This is a genomic window from Providencia sp. PROV255 (assembly GCF_028478065.1).
GTDB lineage: Bacteria > Pseudomonadota > Gammaproteobacteria > Enterobacterales > Enterobacteriaceae > Providencia > Providencia rettgeri.
In genome coordinates this window covers 212505-227221 of the sequence record NZ_JAMPMI010000005.1, presented here as the reverse complement: position 1 = coordinate 227221, position 14717 = coordinate 212505, and the positions used below count along the sequence as shown (strand labels likewise).

Here is a 14717-nt window from a genome sequence, read left to right as displayed (position 1 = left end):
TTCCTCATCAGCCAGACGGAGAAATGTTCTCCGGTAGGAAACTTGACGCATTTTGCAGGTAGTCAAAAAACCACCTGATTATATGACTGAACTGCGGAATAAGTTCCGAACGCTGCCAATCCTCACTTTGAGGTAATGGTGTAAATGTGTCGAGAAAAAACAGTAATGCCGAAACTATTAACACACCACGCAGCGCACCGAAGCAGATCCCCAGAACTCGATCTGTACCTGATAACCCGGTTTTTTGTACTAACGAACTAATCACATAGTTCACCACCGCGCCAACAATTAATGTGGCAATAAACAGTGCAGCGATAGCAATGCCATTTCTAACCAGCACATCCTCAAAACGAGTAAAGTAGCCCGCTAAGTAAGGATAAAACGTACTCGCAACAAAAAAAGCACAGCCCCATGTAACCAGAGAGAGCGCCTCTCGTACAAAACCACGGATCAAGCTAACTAGTGCCGAGAAGCCAATAATGGCGATAATTGTGTAATCTATCCAGACCATATTTCATTCCAAAATTCGCACTCACGACATCAGCGAAGTGCATTCTAACAGAAAACGAAAACGTTTGCGTAACCATTTTTCTATCAAATTTAAAAAAATAGCGGCGAAAAGAAAAAATCATAATCGCCGCAGTAAGTTACTAAATCCCCTTACCTTTTAGGGATTATTTAAATTCTATTTTAAGGTTTATAGCTTTGGATTATCCCTTTCGTCCCCGTAATCTTATTCAGTTCTGGTAAAGCTGCTTCTAGCCTCTGCCTTGAAGCCTCAGGCCCAACGTAGATCCGTGTAAGTTTATTATTCACTGGTTTGGCAGGAACCGTATAAACTTGGTAACCGGACAACCTTAGTTTAGCGACAATCTCTTCAACTTTACTTGCATTGTTCAATGCAATCACTTGCACAACAAACGCTTTGCCCTGTGGTTGAGGCTTAGGTTCTGGCTTAGGCTCGGGTTTTGGTTGTGGTTTCGGCTCAACTTTAGGTTCAGGTTTAGGCTCCGGCTTGACGGGTTCAACTACGCTCGGCGCAGGAGTTGTCGTCGATGGACGGGTTTCAACCTGCTCATTTTGTTGCTGCGTAATGGCTTCTGACAACATGGCTTCAGAAGCACCTTCTGAAGAAGCGGTGGTAGTCGTACTCACAATAGGCGCTATTGCTTCAATATCTTCTTCATCACCCGGTTTAGGGATAATAGGAATGGCCGCAAATTCATTTTCATTGTATTTCTTATCGCCATCAAGCAGAGCAGGAAGCACAATAACTCCCACTGCAACAAGCACAATGGCGCCAGCAAGTCGATTCTGAAATTTACTAGCCACCGGCACTATCCTTCTTGATTTTCCAATAACATCATGACGTGAGCAACGGTATGAAATGACCCGCACACCACAATCACATCTTGCTCGTTTGCATCGATGCAAGCTTGCTGCCACGCTTTTTCTACGCTGTCAAACTGGTTAGCTGTCGGTAAATGTTGACTCAGTTGAGCCACATCAGCCCCCCTAAACTCAGTTAATGGCGCAAGGTACCAATCGGTGACTTGTTGTGATAAACACTCAAGCGTACCTTTGATGTCTTTATCACCTAGCATCCCGACAACCGCACGAATATGACGACCTTTAGTTTCAGGCAAGGCAGCCAATTTACTAACTAAGTACCCTGCTGCATGAGGGTTATGCGCCACATCCAAGATCATCAACGGTTTTTCACCGACAATTTGGAAGCGCCCCGGTAATTGAGCTGATTTCAAACCTTGATGAATAGCGGACTCAGTCACTTTTTGGGCAAAATCAGCATCAATTTCCAATAAGCAACTCACCACACCTAGCGCTGTTGCTGCGTTCGCTAAAGGCACATTCGGTAACGGTAAATTATGCCATTCACGCTGTGAACTTTGCCATGACCAACTATTTGCTTGCTCACTGTATTGCCAATCCGTCCCACGACGAAATAGCTTCGTACCTAAATGCTCAGCCACTTGACTGATTGAAGCTGGCATATCCGGCTCACCAACCACACCATAATGGCCAGCACGGAAGATACCGGCTTTTTCATAACCAATATGTTCACGGTCTGAACCAAGCCAATCAGTGTGATCAAGTGCGATACTGGTGATTGCGGCTATATCTGCATCAACGACATTTGTCGCGTCTAACCGCCCACCTAAACCGACTTCTAAAATCACAATATCGAGTTTAGCTTGTTTAAATAGCTGTAACGCCGCCAAAGTGCCATATTCAAAATAGGTGAGAGAAATATCTGCTCGCTTAGCTTCAATTATGGCAAATGCCTCGCAGAAATCAGACTCGGGAAGTTCTTGGCCTTGAATACGAACGCGTTCGGTATAACGGATAAGATGCGGTGAACTGTATACCCCAACTTTTAACCCAGACGCCATAAATATGGACTCTAGTGTATGACAAGTTGTCCCTTTCCCGTTGGTTCCCGTCACAGTGATAACTTTGGGAGCAGGCTGCGTTAGGTTCATTTTCCTAGCAACTTGACCGACTCGCTCCAACCCCATATCAATATTTTGGCTATGTAAGTCGGTAAGATAAGAAAGCCAAGCCTCCAATGGAGACTTGGCATTAGGAATGATTAGATTACTCATCATCTTTTTTATGCTTTTCAGAATCCTTTTTTGGCTCTTGGGCATCAAGTTCATCAACGGCATCGATGTCGATTTCAACCTTTTCCGCTACGATGATTGGTGTCTCATTAAAGCTTGGTTTATTGGTTAACATCGCCAATATTTCAGCTAAACGGTCACGCATCTCAGGGCGGCGAACTATCATGTCAATCGCGCCTTTCTCAAGTAAGAATTCACTGCGTTGGAAGCCTTGCGGTAATTTTTCGCGAACAGTTTGCTCGATAACACGTGGCCCTGCGAAACCAATTAACGCTTTCGGCTCTGCCACGTTAATATCACCTAACATTGCTAAACTTGCAGACACCCCACCCATGGTTGGGTCAGTTAATACTGAAATGTAAGGTAAGCCACGCTCTTGCAATTTTGCTAATGCGGCACTGGTTTTGGCCATCTGCATTAATGATAACAGTGCTTCTTGCATACGCGCACCGCCACTTGAAGAGAAACATACCAACGGGCAGTTATCTTCCAAAGCTTGTTCGACAGCACGGACAAAACGTGCACCGACAACTGAAGCCATTGAACCGCCCATAAAGGCGAATTCAAACGCTGCAGCCACTACTGGCATGCCTTTCAACGTGCCTTTCATCACGACGATCGCGTCTTTTTCACCCGTTTCTTTTTGTGCTGCAACAATACGATCTTTATATTTTTTTGAATCTTTGAACTTCAGAATATCTTTAGGCTCAAGTTCGCTGCCTAATTCTGTTGTTGAGTTTTCATCAAGGAAGGTTTCTAAGCGCTGACGGGCGTGAATTCGCATATGGTGGTCGCATTTTGGACACACGGATAAATTACGCTCTAATTCAGCACCATATAATACTTGCCCGCAGCTATCGCATTTAGTCCAAACTCCCTCTGGAATGTTGGCTTTGTGTGATTGGGTCAAGTTACCTTTCTTTAAAATTTTTTCAATCCAGCTCATTAATGGACCTTTTTGTCTGATTCACTCTGGTTATCACCAGTATGTAATTTTTTGCCATTAAACCACAATGATATCTCACTGTGGATAAAAACTTGTTAAACCATCTAGTGGTTATCGATTTTTTGCGCTGCCGCACGCTTTTCTTTCGCAGCTATTCGGCGATGACGAATAATTTCAACAACGCCCGGCAAAATTGAAACAAAGATAATCGCGACTATCAGTAATTTCAAATTCTTTTGTACGAACGGTAATTCACCAAAGAAATAACCCGCATAAGTGAATAATAATACCCAAATAAACGCGCCCGTCACATTATAAAAAGCAAAGTGACGATAAGACATTTTACCCATTCCTGCAACGAATGGTGCAAAAGTTCTGACGATCGGCACGAAGCGCGCCAGTATAATCGCTTTACCGCCATGTTTTTCATAAAAAGCATGGGTTTTATCTAAATAAACGCGACGAAAAATCTTCGAGTCCGGATTTTTGAATAATTTTTCACCAAAAATACGCCCAATGGTGTAGTTTACCGCATCACCAATAATCGCCGCCGTAATCATCAACGCGACCATTAAATGAACATTCAGGTCATTGCTGTCTAATGACGAAATCGCGCCAGCAACGAATAATAACGAATCTCCCGGTAAAAATGGTGTGACCACTAACCCTGTTTCACAAAATAGGATCAGAAACAGGATACCATAGACCCACGTACCATAATCTCTGACCAGTTCAGCAAGGTGCACATCGATGTGTAAAATAAAGTCGATAATAAAAGTGATAAATTCCATATAATCCTCATCAATAATAGCATCCATGCTATTTGCAATAATTATGAGATAAATAAAAATTCGCTTTACATCAGTTCATCTGCCAGAAAAAGCGGCCCCATCACATTCTGAGGTAGCTCAAACTTCTCTGGGTAATCGACACTCACCAAATACAACCCTTCAGCTCTCGCAGTTGCAGCTGCCTTTGTACGGTCTTTTAATTCAAGAAGATGTGCCATCCAATCAATGCTTTGGTTGCCACAACCAATCTCCAACAGACTTCCGACAATATTTCTCACCATATGGTGAACAAATGCATTGGCTTTGATGTCTACCACCACATAATTACCGTGGCGGCTGACATTCACATGCATCACATTACGCCATGGCGACGTCGACTGACACTGGACTGCTCTGAATGAGGTAAAATCACGTTCACCCAATAGTGCCTGTGCCGCTTCATGCATTCTTTTTTCATCGAGTGGGTAATGAAAGTGCGTTACACCACTCGATAAAATCGCTGGCCGATAACGATGATTAAAAATCACGTAACGATATCGACGCGCTGTTGCACTAAAACGTGCATGAAACTCTTCAGCCACCGGTTTACACCAGCGAACAGCGATATCCGCGGGTAAATGGGTATTCGCCCCCATGGTCCAAGCCGCTTCTTTACGAATGGCAGAGGTTTCGAAATGCACCACTTGCCCCGTAGCATGGACACCAGCATCAGTACGCCCTGCACAAAACACGCTAATTGGCTCCGCGGCAATTTTTGACAAAGCGTCCTCTAAACAGCCTTGAACACTTTTAACTTCTTGCTGACGTTGCCAACCGAAATAACGACTGCCGTTGTATTCAATACCTAATGCGATTCGATACAACTGTGTAGACTCAGACATTAGTAAAACAGCTCCTGAGCCAGTTTTTCTGCTGTTTCTACCGCCATCAATGCGCCACCGAAACGCACGTTATCAGCCACTGACCAAAATTGTAAAATTTCGGGTATACCGTAGTCATTACGTACACAACCAATGCTTAATTGGTCATGACCTGACGCTTCAGTCACTTGGGTAGGATAATCACCCTCTTCTGAGACCTGAATATCTTCAAAACGTTCAAGTTCTTCGTTAGCTTCTTCTGCGCTCATTGGGCGCAACGTTTCTAAATGAACGACTTGCGCATTCCCATAAAAAACAGGGGATTGAATAAAGCTAACGGCCACTGGTAAGCCATCATCTTGCAGTACCTTACGCACTTGCTCAACCAAGCGACGTTCATGAACGACACTGCCTTCCATGTCAGCCAATAATGGCAACATATTAAAGGCTAATTGCTTACTAAAACGGCCTTCTTCCGCAGGGATACCATTTAATAAACGTGCGCTTTGCCCTGCTAGCTCATCGACAGCGGCTTTACCATAACTGGAAACCGACAACATATTGGTTAAAGTAATACGCCCTAACCCTGCCGCGTCCACCAGCGGTTTGATTGCCGTTAATAATTGGCTCACTGAGCTGTCAGCCAATGAAATAATATTACGGTTGCGATAATCAGCGAGTACTTGCGGATTCACATTTGGGACAATCAGTGGCACATCCGGTTCTTGAGCAAATACGCCGCTAGTATCAATGACAATACACCCTTCCTGCGCCGCTAATTCAGCGTATTGTAGGCTTACACCTTCATTAGCTGCAAAAAAGGCAATTTGTGCCTGTGACCAATCAAAATCAGTCACATTTTCAACTTGAATACTTTTACCATTAAAACGTACGCTCTCCCCTGCACTACGCTCACTGGCCAGTAAATACAGTTCGCCGACTGGGAATTCTCTTTCTTGTAACAGTGAAATAATAGCTTCACCTACAGCACCGGTTGCGCCTAATACTGCAATATTCCAACCTTCAGTCATGGCTATTCCTCTAAAAAATAAAAAATTAAATAGCCCCAATTGGCGCTATTTAACAGGTGATCATTTTAACTCATTTATTTTGTGCTAACTAAACTTGCCTTAAAACCAAGTGCATTGAGTTTTGATGCCGTTTGTTCATCATCACAAATCACTTCAAGGGATGACCATTCACGACGTTCTTGATAATTTTTGCGCAGTTTATCAAATTCGCCTGTTACCCCTGCAACCGCTCTTAATGCTGCATCATCTCGGCGCACATCATACACGAGATGCACTAACCTTTTGAGCTGGTTTTGCGTTAATTTACCATTGAAAGTCAATTGATTGATATCTGGCTTAGGCAGTAAGGATGAAAGGGAAATTTGTGACGATTTGCCGAGAAACTGGCAGTAAGCTTCATAAACTTGCGTCGTTCCTCGTGCTTTACCTTCTAGCGTATAGCCCGCAATATGCGGAGTACCGATATCCACTAATGCTAAAAGTGCGGTGTCTAAATCTGGTTCTGGCTCCCACACATCTAAGATAACGCTCATTTTTTTCCCGCGATTAAGCACAGATAATAATGCTTTATTATCAACCACCTCACCTCGACTTGCGTTAATTAAAATGGTGCCATCTCGTAATTTTGCTAAACCCGTTTCATCCATTAAATGGAAAGTTTGATATTCCCCAGACATATTCAGCGGAGTATGGAAGGTTATCACGTCAGCTTGCTTGAGCACATCTTCAAAAGAAACAAATAGCTCGTCGTCCCCTTTGGCTGCACGCGGTGGGTCACAGAGTAATGTTTTGACTCCCCAAGCCGATAACCTAGCCGCTAAACGCCCTCCGACATTACCAACACCAATAATTCCTACTGTTTTATCACGCAAATCAAAGTTGTCGCGTTCCGCTAGCAGTAATAGTGAGGAAAAGACATATTCAACGACCGCTATCGCATTACAACCCGGTGCTGATGAAAAACCAATATTTGCGGTTGATAACCACTCGGTATCAATGTGGTCAAAACCGGCTGTCGCGGTTCCAACAAATTTAACCGGTGTATTACCGAGCAGTGATTCATTAACCTTAGTGATAGAACGTACCATTAATGCATCTGCATCAATTAATTCTTGTTCTGGTATAGGACGCCCCGGTACCGCTTTCACTTCACCAAGCTCACTAAATAAAGTTTGAGCATATGGCATATTCTCATCGACTAAAATTTTCACGCTGTTATCCCAATCAATCACTTGTTTGTTGTGTGTCGTTATATAGATAAGTGGAGCAATATTTTGCCACGGTTTAAGCCAGATGCCTATGAGAGGTTACCTTCTACTGTAAATTCTTTCGCTCGAAAGCGATCTGGTGTGACACCTGATATTTGTTGGAACATCGCAATAAAGGCGGATGCCGAGCTATATCCGACATCCAATGCAACTTCATGTACACTTTTTCCTTTTTCTAGCCCGGCAACGGCATGTAGGTAGCGTAAACGTTGACGCCATTCACTAAACGACATTCCTAACTCTTGCTGGCAACGCCTTGATAACGTGCGTTCCGATGTATAATAGCGTTTTGCCCATTGTGCTAACGTCGTGTTATCTGCTGGGTCACCTTGTAACTCTAATAAGATGGGAGCAAGAAATTTATCTTTTGAAACAGGCAAATAGGTGTCTTGGCAGGGAGACAATGGAAATTGATCAATAAGCACATGAGCCAAACGCAAGTCTTGCTCTGTTTCGGGCTGAACAATACCGCGTTGATACATGTCCGTCATAATTGATTGAAATATCGGGCTAAGCTTAATCACACACGGCCGTTGAGCCAGCACTTGGTTGTATTCATGAGCAAAATCTATAATTCGAAATTTGACACTTTCTTTATTAAAGCTAGCATGGGGAATATTCGCAGGGATCCAAATGCAAAATTCTGGCGGTGCTAAATAATGTTGACCAGCCACCTCCATTTCCATGATGCCACACACCACATACAGCATTTGACCAAAAGGATGCGAATGGGATTTATACTCAGTGAGGGCGGCAGTTTGCTCATGCCGAAAAGCAACCAATTCAGGCTCTGCGATATTACATTCGCTGATTTGCCAAATGTCTGATTTTAAATTTTCCATGGTACCTGTCTGAAAAGCGTTATCGATTGTCTGGTTATCAGTATATATAAAAAATCGGACAGATGTATACTAGCGCCCATTTAATATGGGAGAGTGTTTTAATGAAAAATCTTCTTTTTCCGCTGATTGCGGTTTTATTATGGTCAATTAATGCCATTGTAAACAAAGCGGCATCAACCGCTATTGACCCTGCGGCAATCTCTTTTTACCGTTGGGCGCTGGCCTTGCTTGTCATGACGCCTTTTGTATTACGTTCTGTGCTTCGAAATTTTAAAATGGTCAGGAAGCATTGGTGGCAACTTGCCATTTTGGGCGCTTTAGGGATGATGCTTTACCAAAGTTTAGCTTATTATGCCGCACACAGCGTGAGCGCTACTTTTATGGGAATTATGAACTCCATGATCCCATTATTAACAGTGATTATTAGTATCTTTGTACTACGCGTTATTCCTACCGTGGGGATTGTGCTAGGTTCAATTCTTTCATTATGTGGGTTAGTGTGGTTAGTGAGCCAAGGAAGCCCAAGCGCATTATTCTCACAAGGCTTAGGCCAAGGGGAAGCCATGATGTTAGTTGCGTCTGCAGCATATGCCCTGTACGGTGTGCTTACTAAGCGTTGGTCAATCCAGTTATCCAGTTGGGACTCACTCTACGTTCAAGTTTTCTTTGGCGTTATCATGCTATTCCCTAATTTCTTATTAGCTGAAGATGTCTCGCTGAACAGCCAAAATATCGGTTTAGTGGTATTTGCTGGTATTGCCGCCTCCATTATGGCTCCTGCATTATGGATCCAAGGAGTTATGCGCCTTGGGGCGAATACAACCTCCATTTTTATGAACCTAGCACCTGTTTTCACCGCCATTATCGCCATTTTCGCCTTAGGTGAAGAACTCAAAAGTTACCATTTAATTGGTGGTGGCGTGGTCTTACTCGGGGTAATGTTAGCGCAACAATTACGTACGCCACTGACAGAATTATTCCGCCGTGAAAAAAAGGTGGTTCAAGAAGATTCTTGCCAGTAGAATAGAATTACAAAAGCAATAAATGCAATGTCGTCACTCATATGCCCCACTTTGTGGGGCTATGTTTGAAATCCTCTTCATTCTTTCGTTTATTTTCCTTTAATATTCCTCATTATTAATACTTTGTGACATTTTAAAATCACTCAATTCACCTTTAGTTCGCCCATCATTGGTATCATTTATCGGATTACCGTTTTTCAGATGAAGGATAATCCGATTGAATCTTCTGGAATTCCAATTAGACTTAAGCAAAATCAAATACCCCTTTAGGAGTATTAACTCCACTCAATAAGCCGTGATAACGCGATAAATCTAAATGGATCGTGGCGATTTAGACGTGCTCGTTGCCATCAACCAATGAGCGATTTGCAGTTACGGACTAGTGGCTAGTTTATAATGTCAACCTGTTATATCGCTAAGCTTCCAGCTTGCCATCATGGATATTACATTCGATTTTCTCTAGATGAAATTCAATTAAATACACTATTTACCCAAATATCTAATGAAACTATTTATCTAAAATAGATATAATTTTGTTTACCCCCTAATCATTATCTAATTTAATTAACCACCTAATTATTTTAATGATACTTATTGCAATTTAATTTCAAATAAAAATTAGTTATTTTGTTTTGGTTGATTTATATTTCATTGTCTGGTACTTACGGGTATTACCCCTAATTAATATGGAGCATTTAATATGAATTTAAACTTAAAAAATAATACATCAATCATACCTATAATGGATGAAAACAAATCAAAAATTAAAAATACAAAAACAGAAAATAATGAAGTTAATAACTTTCGCCAATTAGCTACCCTGCTATTTAATGAAGAAAATATCAATATATCGGATATACAACGTGAAAGAGAATATCTAACAGCGATGAGAGATGATTTTATTTCTAACGTTCATAATTATGTTCCATTAAAGTCCGCTATATCCGACGTCAGCGAAGAATCCTACTATCAAACAATTAGAGATGCATTGTTATACATTATCGAGCAACACTCTCAATTAAATGAAATGAAGGTATTAGAGCAAATTGATACTGGCAATATAAATATACAGGAAGGGAAAATCACCAATTTAAAAAACAATCTCGTAAAATACATTCACGACCACTCAGAAAATAAAGATAATAACTTAATTTCACAAGATATATCAGCTTTACTTAACGAAATATACAACACGGATTTAAAAATAAGATCAATAGATGTATTTATAAAAAAACTAGAAAAAGAAACCGTAGAGGCTCTATATAACATCCTTAAAGACAAGAGTGATGATGTAGACACCGTATCGCTATTATCATCCACAATGGCAAACCTAGAACAAAACACAGCGAATCACAATTTTAATCCGGAGACTTCAAATACAACACTACCACTGGTGTTGATGCCAATACGAAACTAAGTGCATCAAGTTTTATTATTCTTAAACTTTGTCACTAATGGAACGCCCTAATTAGGGCGTTCTTTTCAGTGTGGCGCTTGGCTTGCTTTAAATGCAATTTTAACCAACAATCCATTAAGTAACTCACTTTTTAATAACTGTGGTTCAGAACCATGATAACTGGCAATATCTTTCACTAAAGCGAGACCTAGTCCTGCACCTTCCTTTCCTAACGCGTTATTTAATCGAGTAAAAGCTTCCATAGAACGGCTAATTTTAGCGTCTGGGATCCCAGGGCCTGAATCTTCGACCTCCAAAACCCAATGAAGATGGTCATCACTGCTGACCACCCGAACGGTGACCACCCCATTTGCAGGGGTATATTTAATAGCATTATCAATTAAATTTGCACACATCTCTGCTAATAAAATAGGTTCACCTTTAATCCATGCTGTTTCCGCGCCTTCATAACCTAAGTCAATATTTTGGCTTTCTGCTTGGGGTAACCGAGTAAAACAAGCCTGGTGAACAATATCCACTAAGTTTATAGCACGATACTGTGTAATGGCTTCTTTCTCATGGGCTTTTAAACGTGATAACTGCAAAAGCCTATCCGTCAAATTGATCGTGTTATCAAGAGTTTTATCGATAGCTTGTAAACTCTGTTGCCGTTGGGTTTCATCCTGACTATTAATCGCAACAGAAACCTGTGTTTTGAGGACAGTTAGCGGCGTTTTAAGTTGGTGAGAGGCATCCGCACTAAACCGTTCTTGCCGTCGAACCATCCGCTTTAGGCGGGAAATATAGCGGTTTAATGCATCAATTAATGGTGATAAATCAGACCACGGCAGCAAATCAGGCAAAGGGGTTAAATCATTAGCGGAACGGCTTAACATTAAATGGGACAATTTTTTTAGCGGTGCCAATAACTTACTAAGTAAAATATAGGCAAGTACCAAAGTTAAAAACACCACAGTACCTTGGCTCATCAGGGCAGAAATTAATAATTGATTAGCAAGATCTTGTCGCGAATAAACTGTTTCCGCCACACGGATTTCAACCATCCCAGTGATACCGCCTTCATTAATCGGTTGATAAAATGCAGCAATACGGATAGGCAAGCCTTTGTACTGCGCATCATAAAAATAAACTAGCGCAGTATAATGCTGTGAGCGCATCCAATACGGGGGAATCGGCGGTAAGTCATCATAACCAGAAATAGTTTCACCACCGGGAGAAATAACTTGATAAAAAATTCGGTCATTATTATTTAGCTCGAAGCTATCAAGCACCACATAAGGCACACTGACTGAGAGGTGCCCATCGACAACTTGCAAGCGCTCCGCGACGGTTCGAGCTGAAGCTAATAATGTGCGGTCATAGGCTAAGTTTGCGGCATTTTTTGCACTGTAGTAGTGCGTATAAACCGAAAAACTCCCCAATAAAATGAGGGGGATACCGAAAAAGAGCAGCAACTGATGAAAGAGAGAGCGTGGATGAGAGACTAATTTCATACACTACACTGCTCTAATCGGTATCCCAATCCGCGTAAGGTATTGATATTAACATCCGAACCAGCAAGTTTTTTTCTAACACGGTGAACATATAACTCAATACTTTGTAAATTGGCTTCATCTGACAACGAAAACACCTGCTCAAATAATTGCATTTTAGAAACAGGGCGCCCTCGTCGATGAAATAAGGTGTTTAACACCGCATATTCTCTTGGCGTCAAGCCAAGTGGTTCTTGTCCTAATAAGAAATAACCGTCCTCATGGTAACTAAGCAAACCAAACTGTTGTGATTCATTCACTTGCCCTTGACTACGTCGCAATAAAGCGCGAAGACGTGCTTCTAATTCCGCAATATCAAAAGGTTTAGTCAGGTAGTCATCAGCCCCTGCATTTAGCCCTTGAACTCGATCGGCCACGTCTGAATTCGCCGTTAATAACAAGACTGGGGTTTCTTGATGACGTTTGCGCATTTGCGCTAATACCTCAAGCCCACTCATTCTCGGAAGTGATACATCTAACACGACTAATTCATAGTGCTCAGTTTGTAATAGCTGGTCTGCTATCGCGCCATCACTAGCAACATCAACTGCAAACCCAGATGACGACAAAGCCTTCTGTAACCATAATGACAATTCGTCATGATCTTCAACCAATAAAATTCTCATTCCGCATACTCATTATAATTATTTATCAGTATACGTTGGCATTCCATTGAATGAATGGAAAGCAAATGTGCGCATATTTACTGTATCCATCACAACTATTGTTAATAAACACCATTAACGTGATTAATTTAACATTAAGTTAACATAACAAAAAAGCAAAAATACAAAACAATCTGATATATATCACATAAAAATAATAATATTTGTTAATGAAAGGTAAATGAAAGCTTCGTCGGTCAATGATGCCATACCAACACAACAAGAAGTAAACAATATATACCTCTAATTATTGTCTTAGTAAGGAAAAAAGAATGAAAAAATTCACACTGAAGGCCTTAGCAACAGCAATATTTTTAGTTGGCATCAACCAAGCAAATGCCCTACCTGAGCGCACCGAATGTATTGCTCCCGCCAAACCCGGCGGTGGTTTTGATTTAACCTGTAAATTAGTCCAAGTTTCCCTATTAGAAACCAAAGAAATCGAAAAACCAATGCGAGTGACCTACATGCCTGGCGGTATTGGCGCGGTCGCTTATAACGCCATAGTCGCTCAACGCCCTGCTGAACCCGGCACCATTGTTGCTTTCTCCGGCGGTTCTTTACTCAATCTTGCTCAAGGTAAGTTTGGTCGCTATAACGAAAACGATGTGCGTTGGCTGGCTAGTGTAGGAAGCGATTACGGTATGATTGCCGTGCGTGCAGATTCACCTTATAAGACTCTGAAAGATTTAATGGATACCTTCAAAAAGGATCCGAACAGCATCGTCTTTGGTGCTGGAGGGTCGATTGGTAGCCAAGATTGGATGAAAACGGCCTTGTTAGCCAAAGCCATTGATATTGACCCTCGCAAAATGCGTTACGTAGCTTTTGAAGGGGGCGGTGAAACCTTAACGGCACTACTGGGCAACCATATTCAAGTCCTTTCAGGGGATATCAGCGAAATGACGCCATATATCAATGAAGGTAAAATTCGTATCCTTGCTGTCTACTCAGATAAACGCCTTGAAGATGGTTTATCTGACATCCCAACAGCCAAAGAACAAGGCTATGACATTGTCTGGCCAATCATCCGCGGCTTCTATATGGGCCCCAAAGTGTCTGATGCCGATTATAACCAATGGGTTGAAGCCTTCCAAAAACTGCAACAAACCGACGAATTCAAAAAACAACGCGAACTCCGCGGCTTATTTGAATACAACTTAACCGGGCAAGAACTCGATAGTTATGTCAAAAAAGAAATCGAGCAATACCGTGAACAAGCCCGTGCCTTCGGTTTAGCCAAATAATGGGGTGAACGATGAGCCAACGCATATTTGCCATAGTTTGGCTAATACTGTGTGCTATCGGAATTTATATTGGTTGGGGGATCCAGAGTGAGTTTAGTTATGAACCACTGGGCCCCCGCCCTTTTCCGGTTGTCATACTCTCTTTAATGGCGCTTTGTGCCCTTGCCTTATTATTTGGCAAGCAAGAAGCCGTTGAGTGGCCAAAACCCTATGTATTACGTCGTTTAGTTTTATTAGTCGTTGCACTTGTTATCTATGCATGGGCTTTTGAATGGTTGGGGTTCCCGATTGCCACCAGTTTGCTCACCATTAGTATTGCCCTGCTATTTGGCGCAACACCTATCGCCGCGGTTATTTCCGGCCCCGTCTTAGGTATCTTTCTATTCTATGCCTTTGATAAATGGCTAGATGTAACCTTACCTATTGGTAGCTTGCTTAATTAAGGAACGAAATC

At 41.9% G+C, this 14717-nt stretch carries 15 protein-coding genes; 4 read left to right on the top strand and 11 right to left on the bottom strand.

All coding sequences use genetic code 11. From position 1 onward, the window contains the following. Positions 1–7 precede the first annotated feature (7 nt). From cvpA to PR725_RS04730, 9 genes are all read right to left on the bottom strand, one after another. Positions 8–511, bottom strand: a complete 504-nt coding sequence (cvpA, locus tag PR725_RS04770) for a colicin V production protein (protein ID WP_004912301.1) — start codon at positions 509–511, stop codon at positions 8–10. A 179-nt stretch (positions 512–690) separates the two neighbouring features. Beyond that, positions 691–1332 carry a cell division protein DedD gene (gene dedD, locus PR725_RS04765; protein WP_004912302.1) on the bottom strand — a complete coding sequence of 214 codons (642 nt, stop codon included), beginning with the start codon at positions 1330–1332 and terminating at the stop codon, positions 691–693. Positions 1333–1337: 5 nt separating this feature from the next. After that, positions 1338–2627, bottom strand: a complete 1290-nt coding sequence (gene folC, locus PR725_RS04760; protein WP_272567847.1) for a bifunctional tetrahydrofolate synthase/dihydrofolate synthase — start codon at positions 2625–2627, stop codon at positions 1338–1340. Next, positions 2617–3588 (bottom strand): acetyl-CoA carboxylase, carboxyltransferase subunit beta, encoded by a 972-nt coding sequence (accD, locus tag PR725_RS04755; RefSeq protein ID WP_272567844.1) that lies wholly within the window; start codon positions 3586–3588, stop codon positions 2617–2619. Before accD ends, folC begins: the two co-directional genes overlap by 11 nt. Positions 3589–3692: 104 nt before the next feature. After that, a complete protein-coding gene (locus PR725_RS04750) occupies positions 3693–4379 on the bottom strand; it encodes a DedA family protein (RefSeq protein WP_042851864.1) in 687 nt (228 codons plus the stop codon). A 65-nt stretch (positions 4380–4444) separates the two neighbouring features. Continuing rightward, entirely contained in the window at positions 4445–5260 is an 816-nt protein-coding gene (gene truA / locus PR725_RS04745; protein ID WP_272567841.1) for a tRNA pseudouridine(38-40) synthase TruA, read from the bottom strand. After that, a complete protein-coding gene (locus PR725_RS04740; RefSeq protein ID WP_004912316.1) occupies positions 5260–6270 on the bottom strand; it encodes an aspartate-semialdehyde dehydrogenase in 1011 nt (336 codons plus the stop codon). The genes truA and PR725_RS04740 overlap by 1 nt, the downstream gene beginning before the upstream one ends. A gap of 74 nt (positions 6271–6344) precedes the next feature. After that, the gene (gene pdxB / locus PR725_RS04735) at positions 6345–7481 is read right to left on the bottom strand and encodes a 4-phosphoerythronate dehydrogenase PdxB (protein ID WP_109911542.1); all 1137 of its coding nucleotides are present in this window, start codon (positions 7479–7481) and stop codon (positions 6345–6347) included. Between the two features lie 86 nt (positions 7482–7567). Next, positions 7568–8380 (bottom strand): helix-turn-helix transcriptional regulator, encoded by an 813-nt coding sequence (locus tag PR725_RS04730; protein ID WP_004912323.1) that lies wholly within the window; start codon positions 8378–8380, stop codon positions 7568–7570. A 101-nt stretch (positions 8381–8481) separates the two neighbouring features. On the opposite strand from PR725_RS04730, the gene PR725_RS04725 reads away from it, so the two are divergent. Together PR725_RS04725 and PR725_RS04720 are read left to right on the top strand one after the other, a co-directional pair. Further along, a complete protein-coding gene (locus PR725_RS04725) occupies positions 8482–9402 on the top strand; it encodes a DMT family transporter (RefSeq protein WP_109911541.1) in 921 nt (306 codons plus the stop codon). Between the two features lie 700 nt (positions 9403–10102). Then, entirely contained in the window at positions 10103–10819 is a 717-nt protein-coding gene (locus PR725_RS04720; protein ID WP_211889069.1) for a hypothetical protein, read from the top strand. Between the two features lie 65 nt (positions 10820–10884). Here PR725_RS04720 and PR725_RS04715 read toward each other — a convergent pair whose 3' ends face one another. Beyond that, the gene (locus PR725_RS04715) at positions 10885–12312 is read right to left on the bottom strand and encodes a sensor histidine kinase (RefSeq protein WP_109911539.1); all 1428 of its coding nucleotides are present in this window, start codon (positions 12310–12312) and stop codon (positions 10885–10887) included. Beyond that, on the bottom strand, positions 12309–12977 hold the full coding sequence (gene tctD, locus PR725_RS04710; RefSeq protein WP_109911538.1) for a transcriptional regulator TctD: 669 nt from the start codon (positions 12975–12977) through the stop codon (positions 12309–12311). Before tctD ends, PR725_RS04715 begins: the two co-directional genes overlap by 4 nt. A 311-nt stretch (positions 12978–13288) precedes the next feature. Between tctD and PR725_RS04705 the strand changes: the two genes are divergently transcribed. Both PR725_RS04705 and PR725_RS04700 read left to right on the top strand, forming a co-directional pair. After that, on the top strand, positions 13289–14263 hold the full coding sequence (locus tag PR725_RS04705) for a Bug family tripartite tricarboxylate transporter substrate binding protein (RefSeq protein ID WP_004912350.1): 975 nt from the start codon (positions 13289–13291) through the stop codon (positions 14261–14263). Between the two features lie 11 nt (positions 14264–14274). Beyond that, positions 14275–14706, top strand: coding sequence for a tripartite tricarboxylate transporter TctB family protein (locus PR725_RS04700; protein WP_109911536.1), 432 nt, complete (start codon positions 14275–14277; stop codon positions 14704–14706). Positions 14707–14717 lie beyond the last annotated feature (11 nt).

Excerpts from the sequence above, each read along its gene's own strand:
- cvpA (WP_004912301.1), bottom strand. The coding sequence starts at position 511 with ATGGTCTGGATAGATTACACAATTATCGCCATTATTGGCTTCTCGGCA.
- folC (WP_272567847.1), bottom strand. The coding sequence starts at position 2,627 with ATGATGAGTAATCTAATCATTCCTAATGCCAAGTCTCCATTGGAGGCT.
- accD (WP_272567844.1), bottom strand. The coding sequence starts at position 3,588 with ATGAGCTGGATTGAAAAAATTTTAAAGAAAGGTAACTTGACCCAATCA.
- PR725_RS04750 (WP_042851864.1), bottom strand. The coding sequence starts at position 4,379 with ATGGAATTTATCACTTTTATTATCGACTTTATTTTACACATCGATGTG.
- truA (WP_272567841.1), bottom strand. The coding sequence starts at position 5,260 with ATGTCTGAGTCTACACAGTTGTATCGAATCGCATTAGGTATTGAATAC.
- PR725_RS04740 (WP_004912316.1), bottom strand. The coding sequence starts at position 6,270 with ATGACTGAAGGTTGGAATATTGCAGTATTAGGCGCAACCGGTGCTGTA.
- PR725_RS04730 (WP_004912323.1), bottom strand. The coding sequence starts at position 8,380 with ATGGAAAATTTAAAATCAGACATTTGGCAAATCAGCGAATGTAATATC.
- PR725_RS04725 (WP_109911541.1), top strand. The coding sequence starts at position 8,482 with ATGAAAAATCTTCTTTTTCCGCTGATTGCGGTTTTATTATGGTCAATT.
- PR725_RS04720 (WP_211889069.1), top strand. The coding sequence starts at position 10,103 with ATGAATTTAAACTTAAAAAATAATACATCAATCATACCTATAATGGAT.
- PR725_RS04715 (WP_109911539.1), bottom strand. The coding sequence starts at position 12,312 with ATGAAATTAGTCTCTCATCCACGCTCTCTCTTTCATCAGTTGCTGCTC.
- tctD (WP_109911538.1), bottom strand. The coding sequence starts at position 12,977 with ATGAGAATTTTATTGGTTGAAGATCATGACGAATTGTCATTATGGTTA.
- PR725_RS04705 (WP_004912350.1), top strand. The coding sequence starts at position 13,289 with ATGAAAAAATTCACACTGAAGGCCTTAGCAACAGCAATATTTTTAGTT.
- PR725_RS04700 (WP_109911536.1), top strand. The coding sequence starts at position 14,275 with ATGAGCCAACGCATATTTGCCATAGTTTGGCTAATACTGTGTGCTATC.